The sequence below is a fragment of the Actinoplanes sp. NPDC051470 genome (assembly GCF_040682035.1).
In the GTDB taxonomy this organism is placed as follows: domain Bacteria; phylum Actinomycetota; class Actinomycetes; order Mycobacteriales; family Micromonosporaceae; genus Actinoplanes.
This window is the reverse complement of the sequence record NZ_JBFBAA010000026.1, coordinates 1-18,914: the sequence shown is the minus strand read 5'-3', so window position 1 is coordinate 18,914 and position 18,914 is coordinate 1. Positions and strand designations below refer to the sequence as shown.

19 protein-coding genes are annotated in these 18,914 nt (G+C 70.1%); 14 read left to right on the top strand and 5 right to left on the bottom strand.

The annotated features are described in order from the left end of the window. Positions 1 to 606: a lysoplasmalogenase gene (locus AB0M54_RS34770; protein ID WP_364476152.1), complete on the bottom strand. Its 606-nt coding sequence runs from the start codon at positions 604 to 606 to the stop codon at positions 1 to 3. A gap of 99 nt (positions 607 to 705) precedes the next feature. On the opposite strand from AB0M54_RS34770, the gene AB0M54_RS34765 reads away from it, so the two are divergent. After that, positions 706 to 1,551 carry a GNAT family N-acetyltransferase gene (locus AB0M54_RS34765; RefSeq protein WP_364476021.1) on the top strand — a complete coding sequence of 282 codons (846 nt, stop codon included), beginning with the start codon at positions 706 to 708 and terminating at the stop codon, positions 1,549 to 1,551. On the opposite strand, the gene AB0M54_RS34760 is transcribed toward AB0M54_RS34765, so the two are convergent. Next, positions 1,505 to 2,458: an NADP-dependent oxidoreductase gene (locus AB0M54_RS34760; RefSeq protein ID WP_364476019.1), complete on the bottom strand. Its 954-nt coding sequence runs from the start codon at positions 2,456 to 2,458 to the stop codon at positions 1,505 to 1,507. The genes AB0M54_RS34765 and AB0M54_RS34760 overlap by 47 nt on opposite strands. 168 nt (positions 2,459 to 2,626) lie before the next feature. Between AB0M54_RS34760 and AB0M54_RS34755 the strand changes: the two genes are divergently transcribed. Genes AB0M54_RS34755 through AB0M54_RS34745 form a run of 3 tightly spaced genes read left to right on the top strand, consistent with a single transcriptional unit; the run spans position 2,627 to position 5,584 of the window. After that, a complete protein-coding gene (locus AB0M54_RS34755; RefSeq protein ID WP_364476017.1) occupies positions 2,627 to 3,256 on the top strand; it encodes an NAD(P)H-binding protein in 630 nt (209 codons plus the stop codon). Beyond that, positions 3,253 to 4,116: an SDR family NAD(P)-dependent oxidoreductase gene (locus AB0M54_RS34750; protein ID WP_364476016.1), complete on the top strand. Its 864-nt coding sequence runs from the start codon at positions 3,253 to 3,255 to the stop codon at positions 4,114 to 4,116. Before AB0M54_RS34755 ends, AB0M54_RS34750 begins: the two co-directional genes overlap by 4 nt. A 16-nt stretch (positions 4,117 to 4,132) precedes the next feature. After that, entirely contained in the window at positions 4,133 to 5,584 is a 1,452-nt protein-coding gene (locus AB0M54_RS34745; RefSeq protein ID WP_364476015.1) for a glycosyltransferase family 39 protein, read from the top strand. Between the two features lie 27 nt (positions 5,585 to 5,611). Here the strand turns inward: AB0M54_RS34745 and AB0M54_RS34740 are convergent, their stop codons facing one another. Both AB0M54_RS34740 and AB0M54_RS34735 read right to left on the bottom strand, forming a co-directional pair. Further along, the gene (locus AB0M54_RS34740; RefSeq protein ID WP_364476014.1) at positions 5,612 to 6,322 is read right to left on the bottom strand and encodes an SDR family oxidoreductase; all 711 of its coding nucleotides are present in this window, start codon (positions 6,320 to 6,322) and stop codon (positions 5,612 to 5,614) included. Between the two features lie 56 nt (positions 6,323 to 6,378). Continuing rightward, a complete protein-coding gene (locus AB0M54_RS34735; protein WP_364476013.1) occupies positions 6,379 to 7,245 on the bottom strand; it encodes an aldo/keto reductase family oxidoreductase in 867 nt (288 codons plus the stop codon). A 76-nt stretch (positions 7,246 to 7,321) separates the two neighbouring features. Between AB0M54_RS34735 and AB0M54_RS34730 the strand changes: the two genes are divergently transcribed. The 5 genes from AB0M54_RS34730 to AB0M54_RS34710 all read left to right on the top strand — a co-directional run bounded on the left by AB0M54_RS34730 (position 7,322) and on the right by AB0M54_RS34710 (position 12,050). Next, a complete protein-coding gene (locus tag AB0M54_RS34730; RefSeq protein ID WP_364329832.1) occupies positions 7,322 to 7,762 on the top strand; it encodes a helix-turn-helix domain-containing protein in 441 nt (146 codons plus the stop codon). A 39-nt stretch (positions 7,763 to 7,801) separates the two neighbouring features. Then, complete coding sequence (locus AB0M54_RS34725; protein ID WP_364476012.1) at positions 7,802 to 8,197, top strand: VOC family protein; 396 nt, start codon at positions 7,802 to 7,804, stop codon at positions 8,195 to 8,197. A 235-nt stretch (positions 8,198 to 8,432) separates the two neighbouring features. Continuing rightward, on the top strand, positions 8,433 to 10,460 hold the full coding sequence (locus AB0M54_RS34720) for a SpoIIE family protein phosphatase (RefSeq protein ID WP_364329827.1): 2,028 nt from the start codon (positions 8,433 to 8,435) through the stop codon (positions 10,458 to 10,460). Positions 10,461 to 10,603: 143 nt separating this feature from the next. Further along, positions 10,604 to 11,224, top strand: a complete 621-nt coding sequence (locus AB0M54_RS34715; RefSeq protein ID WP_364476011.1) for a M23 family metallopeptidase — start codon at positions 10,604 to 10,606, stop codon at positions 11,222 to 11,224. Positions 11,225 to 11,531: 307 nt separating this feature from the next. Further along, complete coding sequence (locus AB0M54_RS34710) at positions 11,532 to 12,050, top strand: GNAT family N-acetyltransferase (protein ID WP_364329821.1); 519 nt, start codon at positions 11,532 to 11,534, stop codon at positions 12,048 to 12,050. Between the two features lie 86 nt (positions 12,051 to 12,136). Here AB0M54_RS34710 and AB0M54_RS34705 read toward each other — a convergent pair whose 3' ends face one another. Continuing rightward, positions 12,137 to 13,246, bottom strand: a complete 1,110-nt coding sequence (locus AB0M54_RS34705; RefSeq protein WP_364476010.1) for an epoxide hydrolase family protein — start codon at positions 13,244 to 13,246, stop codon at positions 12,137 to 12,139. 197 nt (positions 13,247 to 13,443) lie between these two features. Here AB0M54_RS34705 and AB0M54_RS34700 point away from each other — a divergent pair, with 197 nt between their 5' ends. The 5 genes from AB0M54_RS34700 to AB0M54_RS34680 all read left to right on the top strand — a co-directional run bounded on the left by AB0M54_RS34700 (position 13,444) and on the right by AB0M54_RS34680 (position 18,720). Next, the gene (locus tag AB0M54_RS34700) at positions 13,444 to 14,052 is read left to right on the top strand and encodes a hypothetical protein (RefSeq protein ID WP_364476009.1); all 609 of its coding nucleotides are present in this window, start codon (positions 13,444 to 13,446) and stop codon (positions 14,050 to 14,052) included. Positions 14,053 to 14,265: 213 nt separating this feature from the next. After that, positions 14,266 to 14,661, top strand: a complete 396-nt coding sequence (locus tag AB0M54_RS34695) for a hypothetical protein (RefSeq protein WP_364329812.1) — start codon at positions 14,266 to 14,268, stop codon at positions 14,659 to 14,661. 371 nt (positions 14,662 to 15,032) lie between these two features. Next, positions 15,033 to 16,070: an LLM class flavin-dependent oxidoreductase gene (locus AB0M54_RS34690; protein WP_364329809.1), complete on the top strand. Its 1,038-nt coding sequence runs from the start codon at positions 15,033 to 15,035 to the stop codon at positions 16,068 to 16,070. A 238-nt stretch (positions 16,071 to 16,308) separates the two neighbouring features. Beyond that, positions 16,309 to 16,977, top strand: a complete 669-nt coding sequence (locus AB0M54_RS34685) for a uridylate kinase (RefSeq protein WP_364329806.1) — start codon at positions 16,309 to 16,311, stop codon at positions 16,975 to 16,977. Positions 16,978 to 17,313: 336 nt separating this feature from the next. Then, a complete protein-coding gene (locus tag AB0M54_RS34680; protein WP_364476008.1) occupies positions 17,314 to 18,720 on the top strand; it encodes an amidase in 1,407 nt (468 codons plus the stop codon). Positions 18,721 to 18,914: the final 194 nt, after the last annotated feature.

Here is an 18,914-nt window from a genome sequence, read left to right as displayed (position 1 = left end):
TCAGTCGATCGGGTTCGCCGGTTCCGGTGCGTTCGCCCAGCCGGTGGCGATCAGGGCCAGCGCGGCGGCATAGGTGGACATCACCAGCACGTCGTGCGCCGGCAGCGGGAAGCCGGCCGACCGCAGGCCGATCAGCAGGTCGGAGACGACGAAGAGGACCGCCCCGGCCCCGACGCGACGACCGTGGCCGGTGGCCGCGGCGGCCATCGCGACCAGGGCCAGGCTGTAGAGGAGGATCGGGACACGCAGCCCGCCCAGGTGGTTCCACAGCAGCGCGTTGGCGGTCAGCCAGAACAGTCCGCCGATCACGAACGTAGGCCACCGCGGCCGCGACCGGCGGAGGAAGGCCACCAGCAGGCAGATCTGCGTACCCAGAAAAAACACCATGCCGACCAGGAACCAGGTCTGGCCCCGGGCCAGCAGGGCCACGTCGCCGGCGCAGGCGAGGACCAGCGCGACGGTCACCAGGTCGCGTCGCCCGGCCCGGAGCAGATAGCCGATCAGGGACAGCGCGAGCAACGGCTTGGCGATCCACTGGAGCACGGTGAGATCCGCCGCCACCGCGACCAGTTCGGCCGCCGCGGCGACGAGGAAGAGTCCGAGCATCTCGCCCACGAACCTACTCCGGCAAGCAACGGCTACGACCCGTTCTCGTACGGCCCGGCCGGGGTGAAATCGGGTTGACCGGCGTGATGGAGTGGCGGCGTGGTCACCCTCTCCGCAGGACTCACCCCGACGGCCCTCAGCGCCATCGAAGATCTGGAACGCCGTGTGGTCGAGGCCGACGGCGGGCGGCTGAAACTGGAGTGGAACGCGTTGCGCCGCCGGTCCGGGAAGGACATCGAGGACGTCCTGTGGTGGGACGGCGAGCGGCTGCTGGGCTTCCTGGGGATCTACCGCCATGGTGCGCCCGACCTCGAGCTGGCCGGCATGGTCGACCCGGCCGCGCGCCGGCGCGGCATCGGCGCGGCGCTGCTGGACGCCGGGTTACGTCAGTGCCGGCAGCGCGAGCACGCCTCCATCCTGCTGGTCGTGCCCCGGCACTCGGTTGCCGGACGCTCCCTGGCGCAGCGGAGGCACGGCCGCCTCGAGCACTCCGAGCATGCGCTCCAGTTGCTCGGCGCGCCGGTCGAGGTGCCCGCCGATCCCCGGCTCACCGTCCGCACCGCCGCTGCCGCCGACCAGCCGGCGGTGCGGGAACTCCTGCGCCTGGGATTCGGCTGGGAGCCTCCCGAGGTCGCCGGCCCGGACCCGGACGCGTTCGTGGTCGAACGAGCCGGCCGGCTGATCGGGACCGCCCGGTTGATCCGCGAAGGCGACCGGGCCGGTGTCTACGGCTTCGTCATCCACCCGGACCACCAGGGACAGGGTTACGGGCGTGACGTGCTGCACCGCTTGTGCCGCACGGCCCTCGGGGACGGCGCCACCGCCGTACACCTGGAGGTGGCCACCGGCAACGACCGGGCCCTGCGTCTCTACACCTCCCTCGGCTTCCGGCCGGTGATCACCGAGGACTACTACGCGCTGCCTGGCGGTCCTGCTCCAGGCTGAGCACGAGCTTGCCGCGCCGGGAGCCACGCTCGATCGCCCGGTGGGCGTCGGCCGCCTTCTCGACCGGGAAGACGGCCTCGACCGGCACGGCGAACCGGCCCTGGGTGAACAGCTCGGCCGCGGCGCTCAGGCCGTGCCGGCCGTCGGGCTCGCCGGCCAGCCGGCCCATGGACAGCCGCACGCCGTGCTCCCGGGCGGTGAAGTCGGCCAGGGTCAGCACCGCCGCCGGGTCGCCGGTCAGCGCGATCAGGTCGGGCAGGGATCCGGCGCCGGCGACATCCAGGGCCCGATCCACCGTCCGGGCGGCCACCCGGCCGGCCAGTCCGGGTCCGTAGGCGACCGGCGTGGCGCCGAGCCCGGTGAGGAAGTCGTGGTTGCCGGCCCGGGCGGTGCCGATGACGCGGACCTCGCGGGCCGCGGCCAGTTGCACCGCCATGCTGCCCACCCCGCCGGCCGCGCCGTCGACCAGGAGGGTCATCCCCGGCCGCAGGTCGAGCCGGTCGAGGGCCCGGGTGGCCGTCTCGACGCTGGTGCCCGCCGCGCCGGCCTGGGTCCACGGCACGGCGGCGGGCTTGGGGGCCCACATCTGAAGCACGGCGTACTCGGCACTGGCGCCGCCGAGTGTCGCCACGTCCACCAGGCCGAACACGTCGTCGCCGACGGCCACACCGGCCACGCCGTCGCCGATCGCGTCGACCACGCCGGCCGCGTCGACGCCCGGGATGTGCGGCAGGGTCAGCCGGGCGCTCATCGGCGTGCTTCCGGACCGGAGGCCGGCGTCGACCGGGGACACCCCGGCGGCCCGCACGCGGACCCGGATCTCACCGGCACGCGGCTCGGGCACGTCGGCCGTACCCAGGTGAAGCACTTCCGGACCACCGAACCGGTCGAACTGCACGGCGAACATCAACGGCTCCTCTGCCTCGGCAACGTGATCTCTGCCGGGTCGAAGGCCCGGACGGGAGCCGCTGTTCCGCGATCGGGCGAAGTGGGAAGACCTCGGCGGCAGGTGTCTCAGAAGCCCGCATCTATGAGACAGCTTGACGCATAGTTCGGCATGGGGCATCCTCGAACTGTGAGACAGAATGTATCGCAGAAGATGACGGTGGCCGTGCTCGGCGCCTCGGGCGCGACCGGACGGCAGGTGGTGTCGACGGCGCGCCGGCGCGGGCACAAGGTGATCGCCCTGGTGCGCCGGCCAGGCACGTTCGAAACCGGTGAAGCGCTCTGGCTCGACGTCACCAACGCTTCGGCTCTCGCCGGCGCCCTGGCCGGCGCCGACGTGGTGATCAGCGCCCTGGGTGGCGCGGGCAAGGGGCCGACGACGGTGTGCACCGACGGCATCCGTTCGGCGGTGACGGCGATGCGGTCGGCCGGGGTGACGCGCCTGATCGCCGTCAGCGCGCACGGCGTGCTGGAGACGCACGACAAGTCGCTGTACTCGCGTGCGGTGTGGGCCGGGGTGGCCGACCGGATGCGCGACAAGGAGACGATGGAGCCGCTGATCACCGTCTCCGGTCTGGAGTGGACGATCGTGCGGCCGCCCGCGCTGTCCGACCACGACGCAGCCGGCGACCACCGGACCGGCGTCGATCTGCCCATTCGGCTGTGGAGTTCGATCGGCCGGGCCGGGCTCGCCGCGTTCCTGGTGGACGAGGCCGAGAGCCCGCGGTACGTGCGCGCCCATCCCCGGATCACCCGATGAGCGTCGCGGTCGTCACCGGCGCGACCGGTGGCATGGGCCGGGTCATCGGCGAGCGTCTCGCGCAGGCCGGCGTCCACGTGGTCGCGATCGTCCGTGACCCCGCGCGCGCCGAGGCTCTGCGCGCCCAGCACGGGGTCGACGTCGTCACCGCGGATCTCTCCCGCCGGGCCGACGTCCGCAGCGCGGCCGAGCTCATCGCCGGCCGCCACGAGCAGATCAACCTCCTCGTCAACAACGCCGGCGCCCACTTCGGCGAGCACCGCGTCTCGCCCGACGGCATCGAGATGCACATCGCCCTCGACTACCTCGCGGCGTACGGCCTCATGACCTTGCTGGCCGAACCCCTGCGGCGCGGCCGGGCCCGGGTGGTGAACGTGGCCAGCGACACCCTGAACGACACCCGCCAGGTCAAGCTGGCCGGCCGGCCCCGCCCGGCCACCCTCGACCTGACCGGCGTCGGCGACCTGGCCGAGCTGAACCCGGCCCGGGGGTTCGTGCCCTTCGAGGCCTACGCCCGCGCGAAGCTCATGACCGTCACCGCCGGCTTCGCCCTCGCCCGGCAGCTCGCGCCCGACTCGGTGACGGTGAACGCCCTGCACCCCGGCATCGTCGCCACCGACATCATCGACGACCTGGTGCCGACCGGCCTGCGCCCGTTCCGCTCCCTGATCCGCCGCGGCCTGCTCAGCCCGGCCGACGGGGCGAGCACCGCGCTGCGCCTCGCGACCGACCCGGGCCTGGCCGACACCACCGGCCGCTACTTCAACCGCGACCACGAGGCGACCACCCCGCCGGTCACCCACGACCCCGCCACCCAGCGGAAACTCCTGGCCCTGAGCGAGGCCCACTTCGCCAGGTAGGGGGTTAATCTGCCTTGTGCGCCGAGTCCGTCCAGAGTGGTATGCGGCGGTCGCGCTGCTGGTGCTGCTGGTGCTGACCAGCTCGCGGTACGGCTGGCATCGCGACGAGCTGTACTTCGTCGTGGCCGGGCGGCATCCGGCGTGGGGCTACCCCGACCAGCCGGTGCTGACCCCGCTGCTGTCGGCCGGGCTGTACCGGCTCGGCGGCGGTTCGCTGGTCGTCCTGCGGACGGCGGCGGCGCTCGCCTCGGCCGTGACCGTGGTGCTGACCGGCGTGATCGCGGGGCTGCTCGGCGGGTCGGAGCGGGCGCGGCTGCTGGCGTCGGTGATGTGGGCGGTCGGGGTGGCCGCCCTGGTCACCGGCCATCTGGTCAGCACGGCCACGTTCGACGTGATGTTCACCGCCGGCGTGATCGCCTGCCTGCTGAAGGCGCTGACCTCCGGGCGGCCGGGCTGGCTGATCGCGGCCGGCGCGGTGCTGGGCGCCGGCTTGCTGAACAAGCTGATGGTCGGGTTCGTGGCCGCGCTGATCTGTGCGGCGGTGCTGGTCCTGGGGCCGCGACGGCCGCTGCTCCGATGGCCGGCCCTGGCCGGAGGCCTGCTCGCGGTGCTGGGCGCTCTGCCGTACCTGATCTGGCAGACCGCACACGGCTGGCCCCAGTCGGCGGTCGCGGCGTCCATCGCCGGCGAGGACAACCGGATCGCGGTGATCCCGATCCAGCTCGTGCTGGTGTCGATCTTCCTGGCGCCGTTCCTGGGCGCCGGCCTGGTGCGCCTGCTGCGGCGCGGCGCAGGGCCGGGGCGTGCCTTCGGGTACGCGTACACGGCGCTGATCGTGCTGTTGCTCCTGGCCGGCGGCAAGGGGTACTACGCGGCCGGGCTGATGCCGGTGATCGTCGCCTCGGCCGGGATCGCGACCGACGGCTGGCTCGCCCGCGGCCGGCGGCGGCTCCGGACCGCGCTGGTGGGCGTCGCGGTCGCGGTGTCGCTGGTGCTCAACGCCATCAACGGGCTCGCCGTGACCCCGGCCGCGGACCTGCAAGCGAGTGGCATCAACGAGCTCAACCAGGAGGCGGGGGAGCAGGTCGGCTGGCCGGAGTTCCGCCAGGCCGTCCGGGCGGCGGCTCGGACGCTGCCGCCGGATCAGCGGGCCCGCGCGGTGGTGTTCGCGTCCAACTACGCCGAGGCCGCCGCGGTCGAGCTGGGCCGCGGCCTGCCGCCGGCCTACAGCGGCCACAACGGGTACGCGTTCTGGCCACCGCCCGCGTCGGCGACCGGCCCGGTCATCCTGCTCGGCTTCACCCCGGGCGATCGCGCCAGCCGGCTCTTCCCGGGGTGCCGGACGGCCGGTCGGGTCGACAACGGGTACGGGCTGGACAACGACGAGCAGGGCGCGTTCCTGCAGGTGTGCGACGGCCCGGCGGGCGGCTGGCCCGCCGTCTGGCCGTCGCTCATCCACTACGACTAGCCCGGGTTTTGAAACACGGCCCAGGTGTCAGCTGAAGAGGGCGCCGGGGATGTCGGCGTAGAAGTCGGCGGGATCGCGGGAGAGCGAGGCCTTGACGTTGGCGGTGGGACGGTCGGCGATCACCTCGATCTGGCCCGCTTCCAGGCCGTCCAGGGCGGTGGCGACGACCTCGTGGGGCGGGAGCTTGGCGATGTCGACCGCGGCCATCATGTCGGTGTCGGCGATGGCCAGGGCCAGGGCGGTGACCTGGGTCTTCTGGTCGGCCAGCTCGAGCCGGACGCCGTTGGTGAGCGACCACTCCGCGGCCTTGGAGGCGGCGTAGCCGTTGCTGGAGGGCGCGAAGGCGTACCAGCTCAGCGCCGAGATGACGTTGAGGATGGCGCCACCGGCGAGTCGGGGGGCGAAGGCGCGGGTGACGTTGAGGGTGCCCCAGAAGTTGGTGTCGAACTCGCGGCGGATGTTGTCCGTGGAGGGCCCGAGCAGGGGCGCGTCGGTGGAGATGCCGGCGTTGTTGATGAGGAGATCGAGGTCGCCCACCTCGGCGGCCGCGGCGTCGATGGACGTCGGGTCGGTGATGTCCAGCCGGAGCGGAACGACGCCGGGGATGTTGATGCTCTCGGGGCGGCGGGCGGTGGCGTAGACGGTGGTGGCGCCGCGGGCGACAAGAGCCTCGGCGAAGGCCTTGCCGAGCCCGCGGTTGGCGCCGGTTACGAGGGCTTTGGAGCCGTTGATCTGCATGCCACCAGGCTAAAACCTCACATTGACGTCAGAGGCAAGTAATGCGAGGCGGGTCACTATGAACCGATCTTGTCCAGCTCGGCCAGGTCGTCGGCGGAGAGGGTGAGCCCGGCGCCGGCGACGTTCTCGCGCAGGTGGGCCACGGACGACGTGCCCGGGATCAGCAGGATGTTCGGTGACCGTCGCAGCAGCCAGGCCAGGGCCGCCGACATCGGGGTCGCCCCCAGCCGGTCGGCCACGGCCGTGAGGGCCGCCGACTGGAGCGGGCTGAATCCGCCGAGCGGGAAGAACGGCACGTACGCGATGCCCTCGGCGGCGAGCCCGTCGATCAGGTCGTCGTCCTGGCGGTGGGCCAGGTTGTACATGTTCTGCACGCACACGATGGGCGCGATCGCCTTGGCCTCGGCGACCTGCTCGGGCGTCGCGTTGCTCACCCCGAGGTGCCGGATCAGGCCCTCCCGCCGCAGGTCGGCCAGGGTCTCGAACGCCTCGGCGAGCGAGCCGGGCTGCGGCCCCTCAGCGTTGCCGAGCCGCAGGTTGACCAGGTCGAGCCCGTCGAGGCCGAGCGTCTCGAGGTTGTCGTGGACGGCCCGGCGCAGGCTCGCCGGGTCGCGGGCCGGGGGCCAGCCGCCCTGCTCGTCGCGGGTCGCGCCGACCTTCGTCACGATGTGCAGCGACCCGGGGTACGGGTGCAGGGCCTCGCGGATGAGCCGGTTGGTGACGTGTGGCCCGTACGCGTCGGCGGTGTCGATGTGGGTGATGCCGAGCTCGACCGCGGCGCGGAGCACGGCCAGCGCGCCGTCGTGGTCGGCCGGCGGTCCCATGACCCAGGGGCCGGCGAGCTGCATGGCGCCGTAGCCGAACCGGGTGACGGTCAGGTCGCCCAGCGTCCAGGTGCCGCCGGGAAGAGAAGTGGAGGTCATGGACTCCACTCTGATGGGGTAACTTTCTTTTGGGAAGTAGGCACCTGAAGGTGCGTAACGCACCAGACCCGGGAGAGTGGCGATGGCGACAGCAGCCCAGAAGCGGGCGCGGGCGAAGGCCGACTACGACGCCTTCCTGGCCGTGTGCCCGAGCCGCAAACTGCTCGAACGGATCTCCGGCAAGTGGGTCACGCTGATCCTGGCCGCCCTGGGCAGCGGTCCCGACTGCGCCGGCGAGCCGCGCCCGATGCGCTACTCCGAGCTGTCCCGGCTGCTGGCCGGGGTGAGCCAGAAGATGCTGACCCAGACGCTGCGCGCCCTGGAACAGGACGGGCTGGTCCTCCGTACGGTGGTGCCGACCGTGCCGGTCACGGTCTCCTACGAGCTCACCGACCTCGGCCTCTCCCTGTTTGAGCTGACCCGCGGCCTCAAGTCCTGGGCCGAGAACCACATGGACGCCGTGCTCGCCCACCCAGGCGTTCCGGACCGGCCCACTGCCGGCGAGACGAGGCGGTGACCGGCCGCTCTCGTTGCGCCTCAGGCGCATCATCGGGTGATGAAATACTTCCGGGACGTCTCCTGCGCCTACCGGGACCTCGATGCCGGCCGCCGGTTCTTCACCGAGGCCCTCGGCTTCGTCGAGCGGTCGGTGCAGCCCGACCGGGTCGAGCTCGTCTTCGAGACCTCCGACCGGCTCATCGCCACCCGGGCCGAGCCGGGCCGGGTGGAGCCCCCGTCAGAGCACTACCAGGGCCGGTTCCTGATGGGCGCCAACTCGGATGCGATGGACCGGCTGGTCGACCGGGCGAGGGCGGCCGGCGCCGAGGTCGTCGACGTCGAGGTGGGCGGCTACGACGACGGGGACGAGTTCAACGGCGTCTACACCTTCACGGTGGTGGATCCGGAAGGTCACCGCTGGCGCTTCGACGGGGGCGTCGCCCTGAGCGGCTGACGGCCGCGTAGGCGGCCGTGTCGCCATGATTCCCATCCGCCTTTCATCGGACCGCGCGCCGGACGGCCCCGCCTCGGGGGATGCGAGCCGTGACCGGGACGGCACCACATGTCACCTCCAGCCGCGCCACCGCGGCACGGCATCCCGGCGTGAGCCGTGAAAAGTCACCCGTCCGGTGGCCCAGGTGGGCGGTTACGCTGGTAGGTGATCGCGACGGCCGATGAGTGGGGATGCAATGAGCGCGTGGCCGTCGGCGGAGCTCGTGGGTCTGCTGGAAGGCGATCCGCACGGATGTGCCCTGGCGACAGCGGTCCGCGGTCAGGACGGCGACATCATCGATTTCACCCTCACCTACCTGAACGAAGCCGGTAGCCGGTTCCTGCAACGACCCCGCGACGAGCTCATCGGCCGTACATATCGGGAGCTGTGGCCCGAGACCGTCACCGACGGGACGCTCCCGCTGTACCGGCAGGTGGTGCAGGAGCGGGTGCCGACAGTACGCACCGTCTACTACGACCGGGCGACCGTGGCCGGTCACTTCGAAATTCGGGTCATGCCGTTCGGCGACGGGTTCGTCGCCCGGTTCGTCGATCTTTCCAAGCTCACGATGGGATCCGAAAGCGAGGGCGGCGCCCGGCTCTACGACGCGCTCGATGCGGCCTTCGACGGGTTCGCGCTCCTGCGAGCCATCCGCGACGACGACGGTGTGATCGTCGACTTCACCCGCGAGTACGTCAATCAGGTCGGTGCGAAACTCGCCGGCCGTCCCGTCGAGGATCTCATCGGGAAGCGGATCGCCGCGCAGTCGTCCGGCGCCGCGGAGGTCGACCTGGTGCCACACCTGAGAACCGTTGCCGAGACCGGCGATACGTGGCATCACCAGGTGACCTCGTCGAGCACCGCGCAGGTGTGGGAACTCAAGGCGATCCGCGTCGACACCGGTTTCGTCGCCGTCTCCTATCGGGATGTCACCGAGCAGGTCGATCACCAGCGGCAACTCGAACACAGCGCCGCGCAGGCCCGCACTGCGGCGCAACGGACCACGGCGCTGCAGCGCGTCACCGCGGCGCTGGTCGCGGCCAACACCCCGGACGAGGTCTACCGGGCCATGGGCACCGTCCTCCGGCCCTCCGCCGGCGGGCACGGCCTCGCCGTCCTGCTCATCGAGCAGGGCCGGCTGGCGTTGCGGTACTCCGCCGGCTACGAGATCCACGTCGTCGACCAGCTCAGACAGGTGCCGATGGCGCACCCGTACCCCGCAGCCGGCGTAGCCCGCACCGGGCAACCCCGCTACCTCAGCTCCCCGCGGGAATTCGCCGCCGCCCAACCCGACCCCGCCGCAGCCATCTCCGGTGGCAACCGCAAAGCGTGGGCGTTCCTGCCGCTGACCACCGCTGGACAGGTCCTCGGCACGCTGGTGATCGGCTACCAGCGGCCCCGGAACTTCGACGACGACGAACGGGCCAACCTGACGGCCTTCAGCCGGCTGGCTGCCCAAGCACTCCAGCGTGCCCTGCTCTACCAAGCCCAGCTGTCCATCGCCGCGGACCTGCAACGCGCACTGCTGCCCGCCGCCCTGCCCAGCATCCCCGGCGCCCAGCACGCGGTCCGCTACCTACCCTGGACCCACGGTGCTGATGTCGGCGGCGACTGGTACGACGCCATCCACATCGACGCCGACCGGGCCGCCATCGTGATCGGTGACGTCGCCGGCCATAGCCCTCAAGCCGCGGCGACGATGGGGCAGCTGCGCAGCGCGTTACGCGCCTACGCCGCTGACGGCAGCCCACCCGCCGAGGTGATACGCCGTGCGAACGAGCACCTGCTGCGCTACGAACCGCAGGCCATGGCGACCTGCTGCTACCTCGAACTCCACCTGTCCCATGGCATCGCCACCGCGGTCCTCGCCGGCCATCCCCCGCCCGTCCTGCGGTCCGACGACCACACCGGGCCACTGCACGTGCGACCCGGACCACCGCTGGGCACCCGGCGGGCCACCTATCGCGACCAGATACTTCCGCTGCCACCGGGATGCAGCATCGTGCTGTACACCGACGGACTCATCGAGGACCGCCGCTACACCGTCGACCGCGGCCTGACCGAACTGTCCGAAGCGATCCGGTCCGGGCCCACGGACGACCCCGCAGATCTGGTCGAGCACATCCTGAACGCCAACGTCGGCCCCCACCCGCGCAGCGACGACGTCGCCATCCTCGCTCTCACCCTCCGCACGCCACCGCCACGCAACCCAGACCCGGACTGACGCCCAAGCCAACGGGTTTCTTCGCACGACGTCGCCTCAAAGGGGAATTGACGGCAATGGCGGGGCCCGCAGTCGGGTACCACTTGGTGTGGGTAGCCGACATCCGTCAAGATCGGGTAGTGAAGCGCCGAACCGTTGTGCTCATGGCTGGTGGCATCGCCGCCGCCCTCGCCCTGGCCGGCTGGGTGTTCGCGCCGCGGATCTTCGAGTCCGGACCGCGACCAGCCTTCCAACTGCCGGTGGCCTGCGGCGAGGCATGGCTGCTCGGCACCTACCCCGGCCACGACGACTTCGACATCGACCTCTTCCCGGCCAGGGGACCAGCGTGGGGGCGGCCCGTGCTGGCCTCGTACGCGGGAACCGTGATCGAGGCCGGCATCAACGGCACGCTCGGCGCCCGTACCCAACAGAACCCGAAAGGTCCTCGAGGCACCGGCGGCGGTTACTGGGTACGGCTCGACCATGGCGGCCGGTGGCAGACGCAATACCTGCACCTGCTGGAGCCACCGATGGTCGAGCAGGGGCAGCGCGTGCAGATCGGTCAGCAGATCGGCAAGGTCGGCAGCACCGGCCGGTCCGGCGCCGCGCACCTGCACTACGAGCAGAGGATCGGCCGGCAGAAGGTGGAGGCGTACTTCGCCGGCCGGCCATCGGGCATCACCACCGACGACCGCGAGTATGAGGTCCGGCACGTCAGCGAGAACTGCCCGGCACCGAACCCAGCTCGCAGCAACTCCGGCACGCGACTCCCCGGCAGCGGGTAGCCCATCTCCCTCATTCTCATGCCGATGACAGCGCACGCAGCAAGTCCCAGGCGGCTAAGCCTCGTACTTCGGCGTTGTCCTGAGTTGGTCGTATCCGGTGGCCGCCCATGCGGCGGCGACCAGTGGGCGGTGGAGGTCCGCACGTCGGACGCACACGCCGATGTTGAGTTCGCCGGGGCTGGAGGGTGCGGAGACGGTGTGCAGCCGATTCCGGGCGTTGCTGTGTCGCAGGACGAGGTCGGGAACGATGCCGTGACGCCTTGTCATCGCGGGCAACAATCGGACATGCCGATGACAGGATGGTGGCGTGGCTACCGATGAGACGACACTTCTTGACGGGGACATCGTGCTGCGCGAGTGGGCCGAAGCCGATCTACCGCAGATGATTCTGGTCTTCGACGACCCGGAGATCGCGTATCGAACACCGATTGCGAGCCCTTTCGACAATGCGGCTGCGAAGGCCTACCTGAGCAGCGTTCGTCAGGCGCGACAGGCCGGCACGCGACTCCACCTGGCGATCACGGTGGACGACCTACCGCGGGGCGAAGTCATGCTGAACCTCGCCACAGCCAGCATTGCCTACGTCGTCGGAGCCTCGTATCGAGGCCAGGGCCTGGGAAGACGTGCCGTTGCCCGGCTCGTCACGCATGCCTATGACGTCCTCGGCCTGCAGCGGACGTACCTCGAAATCGAAGCAGACAACGTCGGAAGTATTTCGGTCGCACGCTCAGCCGGATTCCGTCCCACCAATGAAGAACCCGAGTTCGTTGAGGACAAAGAGCGCAGATATGCCATACACCGCTGGACGAATCAGAGAACGCGGTAGATCCATGTAGTGCCACCAAGGCTCCGGAACCAGACAGGTGTCCGGCGGTTCAGTCAGAGCTACCCTCTGCCGTTCGGGGCGCAGGTTTACGAGGTTCTCCTGAGGATCGAGCCGGCGAAGAATGTGCGGATGTCGCGGACGAGGAGGTCGGGCGTCTCGTGTGCTGCGTAGTGGCCGCCCTGGTCGTAGGTGTTCCAGGACACGATGTTGGCGTGGTCGCGCTCCGCGTACGTCCGGATTGCTTGGAGGTCGTGCGGGAACTGGGCCAGGGCCAGGGGCACGGTGGTGGGGCCGGGGGGCGGTGACTCCCGGCCGTGTTCGGCATAGATCCGCATCGCTGATGTGGCGGTACCGGTGAGCCAGTAGATCGTGACGTGGGTGAGCAGCGTCTCCCGATCGAGGCCGTGCAACACCTGGCCGTTCCACGCGAGCAGGCCGACGGGTGAGTCGGTGAGCGCGAATCCGAGTGTGTCCGGCCGCTGGGCGTGAACGTGGGCGTACGAGCCCGCATGGCGTTGAAGATGGCGAAGCCCGTCCAGTGCGGCTCGGTCGGCCGGCGTCATGTCTTCGTGGTCGGCCTCGACGGTTGGCGGGTAGGACAGCCACTCGCCGTCGGGGAACGAGAACAACTGTGTCACGTGCACGCCGACGACGGCGTCCGGAGCGGCCCGGCCCAGTTCCGGAGCGATGTGCGATCCCCAGTCGTTGCCGGCCGCGCCGTACCGCCGATAGCCGAGGCGATCCATCAGCGCTGCCCAGGCATGGGCGATACGGCGTGGACCCCAACCGGTGTCCGGGGTGGGACCGGACCACGCGAACCCCGGCAGGGACGGGATGACCAGATGGAACGCGACCTGCGGGTCGTGGCCGTATCGGCGCGGATCGGTCAACGCCTCGATCACGTCCAGGAACTCGACCACCGTTCCCGGCCAGCCGTGACTGAGGATCAGCGGCAGCGCCCCCCGCTCCGGCGACCGGACATGCAGGAAATGCACGTTGGTCCCGTCGATCGTGGTGTGGAACTGCGGATACCGGTTGAGTCGTGCCTGCCAGGTGCGCCAGTCGTAGGAGTCGCGCCAGTACTCCGAAAGCTCACGTATCCAGGCCGGAGACGCCGTACCGCCCGGCCTCACCCGCCAGAGCGGGCGCCCGGCGTGTCCTCGCCAACCGTTCGCGTAGGTCGGCGAGGTCGCCATCGGGAACATCGATGATGAAGGGGCGGATCTCCCGAGGATCGTGCATGTCGCTCACCTCTTGTGCTCCGCGCTCGCGTTCAGACCTGTCGGCCTAGCCATTCCAGGGCCGATTCAGCGTGGTTGACGATGGTGAAGTGGCTGTCGCCCGGGCAGAGCCGAAGCTCGGCCGTCGGGCAGTGCGCGGCCAGCCACGAGCCGTGACTGGCTGGGATGATCCGGTCCTCGGTCCCGTGCAGCAGCCGGACCGGGGCGCCGATGGCGGCGGGATCGCAACCCCAGGGCAGGGTGTACGAGACATCATCGTCGATCTGGCCGTACGGCCCGGCGTCGAGAGCGGGCCCTGCGACCTTTCCCAGCCAGCCCCACGACCCCTCGACCTGCGCGACACCGGACTGTCGGTGGCCGTAGGCAGCGTCACCCGGCTGCCGGCCAGCTACCGGCACACCGACTCCGGTTTGGTCCAACTCGAACCGGCCGCCGGTGGGTTCTACGCCGGGCACCCGCCGTTCGACGTGAGTCACGTCGAACTCGTCTCGACAGTGGCCGACTACACCCGCTTCGCCCGGATGCTGGCCGATGGCGGCCGGTTCGAAGGGCGGCAAATCGTGTCCGAGGAGCACCTGCGGCTGATGACCGGCGACCAGGTGCCGGCTACCGCCAAGACATCGGACAGCTTCATCCCCGGCTTTTGGGATCGGACCGGCTGGGGCTTCGGCGTCGGTGTCGACACCGAGAGCGGGCGGGCGGCCGCTACGGGTGGTCCGGCGGACTGGGCACCAACTTCTTCGTCGAGCCGCCACACCTGACGGCGGCGAGAACCTGAGGTCAGCACGATCAGCCGGGGCAACGTCTCCTCCGTAAATCGGAGAGCAACGATGGGATGCCACTTTCAAGATCACCTACGGTGACACTGTGACATGTGCCGCGTTATCGGGCGTGGTGTGTCCCGATCATCTACATTGTGAGCGCAGCTCGCTTTTGCGGGCATATCCGTCCGTTACCGGAGAAAGGGACCCATTTTGAAGTCTCGCATTGTTGCCGCCGCCGTCCTCGGTGGACTCGTGGCCTTGACCGCCTCGGCCGCTCCCGCCCTGGCCGCCGCGCCCCGCACGTTCACCACCACGGTTTCCGGCACCTGCGACACCGGCACCGGCGAGTGGGTGGTCGACTGGGCCATCACCAACAACTCGGACACCAACGCCCTGACGATCCTCACCTCGTCGACCCCGTCCGACCACGCCCTGACCAGTCTCCCGTCGCCGGGGGCGGGCGCCACCGAGCACGCGATCCAGCGCATCCCCGGCGACAGCACGGGCGCCCACCTGCAGTACATCGCCGTGTGGACCGACTTCCCCGGCGGCAGCTACCAGAGCACCACCGACTTCACCGCGCCGTCGGTCTGCACCCAGGCCTGATCAACACCGGGTGCGGCGGCGGTCAGGCCCTCGCCGCCGCCGCACCCACCCGGCGCTCTGCTGAACGAAACAGTTTCGTTCAGAAGACAGCCAGCACGCCCCGCCGCACCCGCCCCGCAGTCGCGCAAACCGGCTCACCGCCGGACCCTTCGGCGAGAAACTCCAACTCCCCGGTCAGCGGCCGGCGATCGCCCGCACCGACGTCCCCGTCCGCGAGTCCCGGCGGATCGCCGCGAACAGGTCAACCTTCGACATCAACGGCATCGGCGGGCTCCCGTCCAGACCCGGCGATACTCCCACCGGCCCGAGTGGGTCCGAAACTCGCGACCATCGAATCCACCCGTCTCGGCGCCGTGAGTAGGCTGTTGCCGATGTCGCGATCGGCAGGGCCTGAGCCGGCCTCGAACGTACGGCTGTCGGTGTTGGATACCGCGCCGATCGTCCAGGGGTCGACGCCCAGGCAGGCGTTACAGAACATGGTCGATCTGGCGACGTTGGCCGATGGGCTGGGGTATCACCGCTACTGGGTGCCCGAGCATCATGGCATGCGCGGCGTGGCGAGTTCCGCTCCCGCCGTTCTCGTCGGCCACCTGGCCGACGTCACGGCTCGTCTCCGGGTCGGCGCGGGCGGGGTGCTGCTGCCCAACCATGCCCCGATCGTGGTGGCCGAGCAGTTCGGCACGCTCGCCGCGCTCCATCCAGGACGTATCGATCTGGGCGTCGGCCGCGCGCCGGGCGGGCCCAGGGCCGTGGTGGAGACCGTCCGTTCCGAGGCGGAGCGGACCGCGAAGCCCTTTCGCCAGCAGTTGCAGGAGCTCCTGGCCCACCTCGAACCGGCTCAGGACGCGCCGTTCGCGGCGATCCCCGTGCTCGGCGGAAACGTGCCGTCAGTGTGGCTGCTCGGCTCTACGACCGCCAGCGCCGAACTGGCCGCGCAGTTCGGTCTGCCGTACGCGTTTGCCCACCATCTCAATTCGGCTTCGGCGGTGGATGCCACACGCCTCTACCGGCAGCGATTCCGTCCTTCACAGCACACGGCGACACCGACCACGCTGGTCAGCGTCTCCGTCATCGCGGCAGAGGACGATGAGCGCGCCGAATGGCTTGCCGGCTCTACCCGGTTGAAGGTGCTCAGTCGCGTACGGGGGAATCGGATTTTGTTGCCGAGCCCGCACGACGCCGCAGCCTATCCCTACACCGACGACGACCGCGTCGAGATCGCAGCCCGCGCCGGCGGTGTCCTCGTCGGTGGCCCGGAGACGCTGACCAAGCGCCTGCGAGAAGTGCTCGACGGCACCGGCACTGACGAGCTAATGGTGACCACACCGGTGTACCACCACGCGGATCGGCGGCTGTCCTATGAAGTGCTCGCGTCCATCTCCGACCGGCTCCGCCGCAGCCGCACGTGAGGGGTCCTGGATGCGTGCCGACGCGGTCGTCTCGTCCGTGACTTTGACGCGCAGCGGTCACTCTCCGCGCCTGTGGGCAACGCCATGGCCGGCGTCCAGCTATAGCCGATGTGAGTGCGCGAGGTGCCGGGTCATCGCAGAAGCACGGCGACAACCGCCTCCGACAGAACCGTTTGCGGGCCTGCCCGTTGACGCGATTGTGTGCCGGTCCCATGCGGCCTCTGGCATCATCGCGTCGATGACTGCGATCCGGAAACAGGTGCTTGGCGAGGTGTCCGACCGGATCCTCGCGCTGCGGCTGGATCACCCGATACGCGTGGGGATCGACGGCCACTCCGCGGCCGGCAAGACGACCCTGGCCGACGAACTGGCCGCCATCCTGCGTAGCAGGACGACGCGGCCCGTGCTCCGGGTCACGATTGATCACTTCAAACGGCATGTCGGCCTGCGTACGCAATATCCGCCCGGGTCGCCGGAGAGCTACTACTTCGAGATGTTCGACGTCGATGCCATCCGCGACGAGTTGCTGGTGCCGCTCGGTCCGGGTGGCAACCGCCGCTACCGGAGCCAGATCATGGACGTCAGCGGTCGTACGCCCATCGACTCCGGCGTCCAGGTGGCCCCGGACGACGCGATCCTGGTGGCGGACGGCGGGTTCCTGCAGAAGCCGGCCCTGTCACGACACTGGGACTTGCGCGTCTACCTCCACATTGACACGGCGGAGGTGCTGCGCCGCGGCACGATCCGCGATCAGGCGTGGATGGACTCGCCGGAGGCGGCGGCGGCGCGGTACCGCACGTACTACATCCCCGGCGAGGAGCTTTACCTGGCCGAGATCCGCCCGGCCGAACGAGCCGACATCGTCATCGACAACCGCGACTTCGAGGCACCCTGCATCGTGCATTAACTTCCCAACCAAGGTCATTAGTATTGACCGTGGGTGCTTGGCTGCGGATGATCGCTACACCGCGTGAGTGTCTCTCGTACGCGAGTGCGCTGTCATGCCGATGTGAGTGCCTTGATTGATCAGATCGTGCGCGGCGCTTGATGCGGTCTGCTTACTCTCATGCCGCGAGCAGTGTGTTTCGCCGGAGGCGTGCGACCGCAGAAGACACCCTGGTGATGGTGGTGCGGCGCGGGCGGGCGCCGCGGGAAGAGGCTGTCGGTGGGGTGATACTGGGCGGGTGGCAGCGACGTGTCGCCCGGTTCGGGTTCGTATCATCGGCCACGCGTGAGGTAGACGATGACCGATCTGACCCGCCTGACGGCCACTGAACTGATCGCCGCGTACCGGGACGGTAGCGTGTCCCCGGTTGAGGTGACCCGGGCCACGCTGGCCGCGATCGATGCCGGCAACGACGACGTCAACGCCTTCGTCCTGGTCGATGCCGACGGTGCGGTGGCTGCCGCCGTGCGGTCCGAGGCCCGTTGGCGTAGCGGCAGCGTTCTCGGGCCGGGTGACGGCATACCGACCTCGATCAAGGACCTCCTGTACTGCCGTGGATGGCCGACGCTGCGCGGCACAAACCTGATCGATGAGCGCGGGTTATGGACCGAGGACGCCCCGGCGGTGGCCCGGCTCCGGGAAACAGGGGCTGTCCTGCTGGGCAAGACCACCACGCCGGAGTTCGGCTGGAAGGGCGTCACCGACTCGCTGCGCCACGGCCCCACCGGCAATCCATGGGATGCCGCGCTGACTTGCGGTGGATCGAGCGGGGGCAGCGCGGCGGCGGTCGGGCTCGGCATGGGTGCGTGGTCGGTCGGCACCGACGGCGGTGGATCACTACGCATTCCCGCCGCGTTCACCGGTACGGTCACGATCAAGCCGACGTACGGGCTGGTCCCGGTATGGCCCGCGAGCCCATTCGGGACCCTCTCGCACGCCGGCCCGATCACCCGCTGCGTCGCCGATGCCGCTTTGATGCTCGACATCCTCACCGGCTTTGACTCGAGGGACTGGTCGGCGTTGCCCACCCCGACCGCGTCGTTCCTGGACGGACTGGACGACGGCGTGCGCGGCGTGCGCATCGCGTTCTCACCGGATCTGGGCTACGCGCGCAACGATCCACAGGTCGAGGCCGCAGTGCGGGCCGCTGCCGCGGTCCTGGCCGATGCCGGTGCGCACGTCGAGCAGGCCGATCCCGGTTTCGCGGATCCGGTCGAGGCCTTCCATGTGCTGTGGTTCGCGGGCGCGGCCAAGGTCCTTGAGGCCTACGGAACGGACGCCCCGCGGCGCGTAGATCCCGGCCTGCGCCGCGGCGTGGAACGGGCTGCTGGCGTCAGTACCGCGGACTATCTAGAGGCGACCGCGCTACGGGCGGATCTCGGCGTACGGATGGGCCGCTTCCACCAGTCCTACGATCTGCTGCTCACACCGACCCTGCCGATCACCGCGTTCCCGAAAGGTAGGGACGTCCCACACGGTTGGCATTCGGTGGACTGGACCAGTTGGACTCCCTATACCTACCCGTTCAACATGACCCAGCAGCCGGCCGCGAGCGTGCCCTGCGGATTCACTTCCGGCGGCCTTCCAACCGGCTTACAGATCGTCGGCCCTCGCCACGCCGACGCACTCGTACTCAGAGCCGCTCGCGCCTACGAACGGGCCACCGACTGGACCCGCACCCGGCCACCACTGCCCCGCGGCTGACAACCCGCCACCTGAGCGCGCACCTTGTACCACCCGGCCAGCACCAGCAGCCCGGCACCTCATCACACAGCGCTACGGCGAACCAGCAGGAATCCGCGCACGGACATGCCGATGATAGTGCGGTGAGATACACGCGAAAATGGTTACCGACCGGCAGATTGTTTGTCTTCGCTCTCTGTTGTCCACCCCCAGCC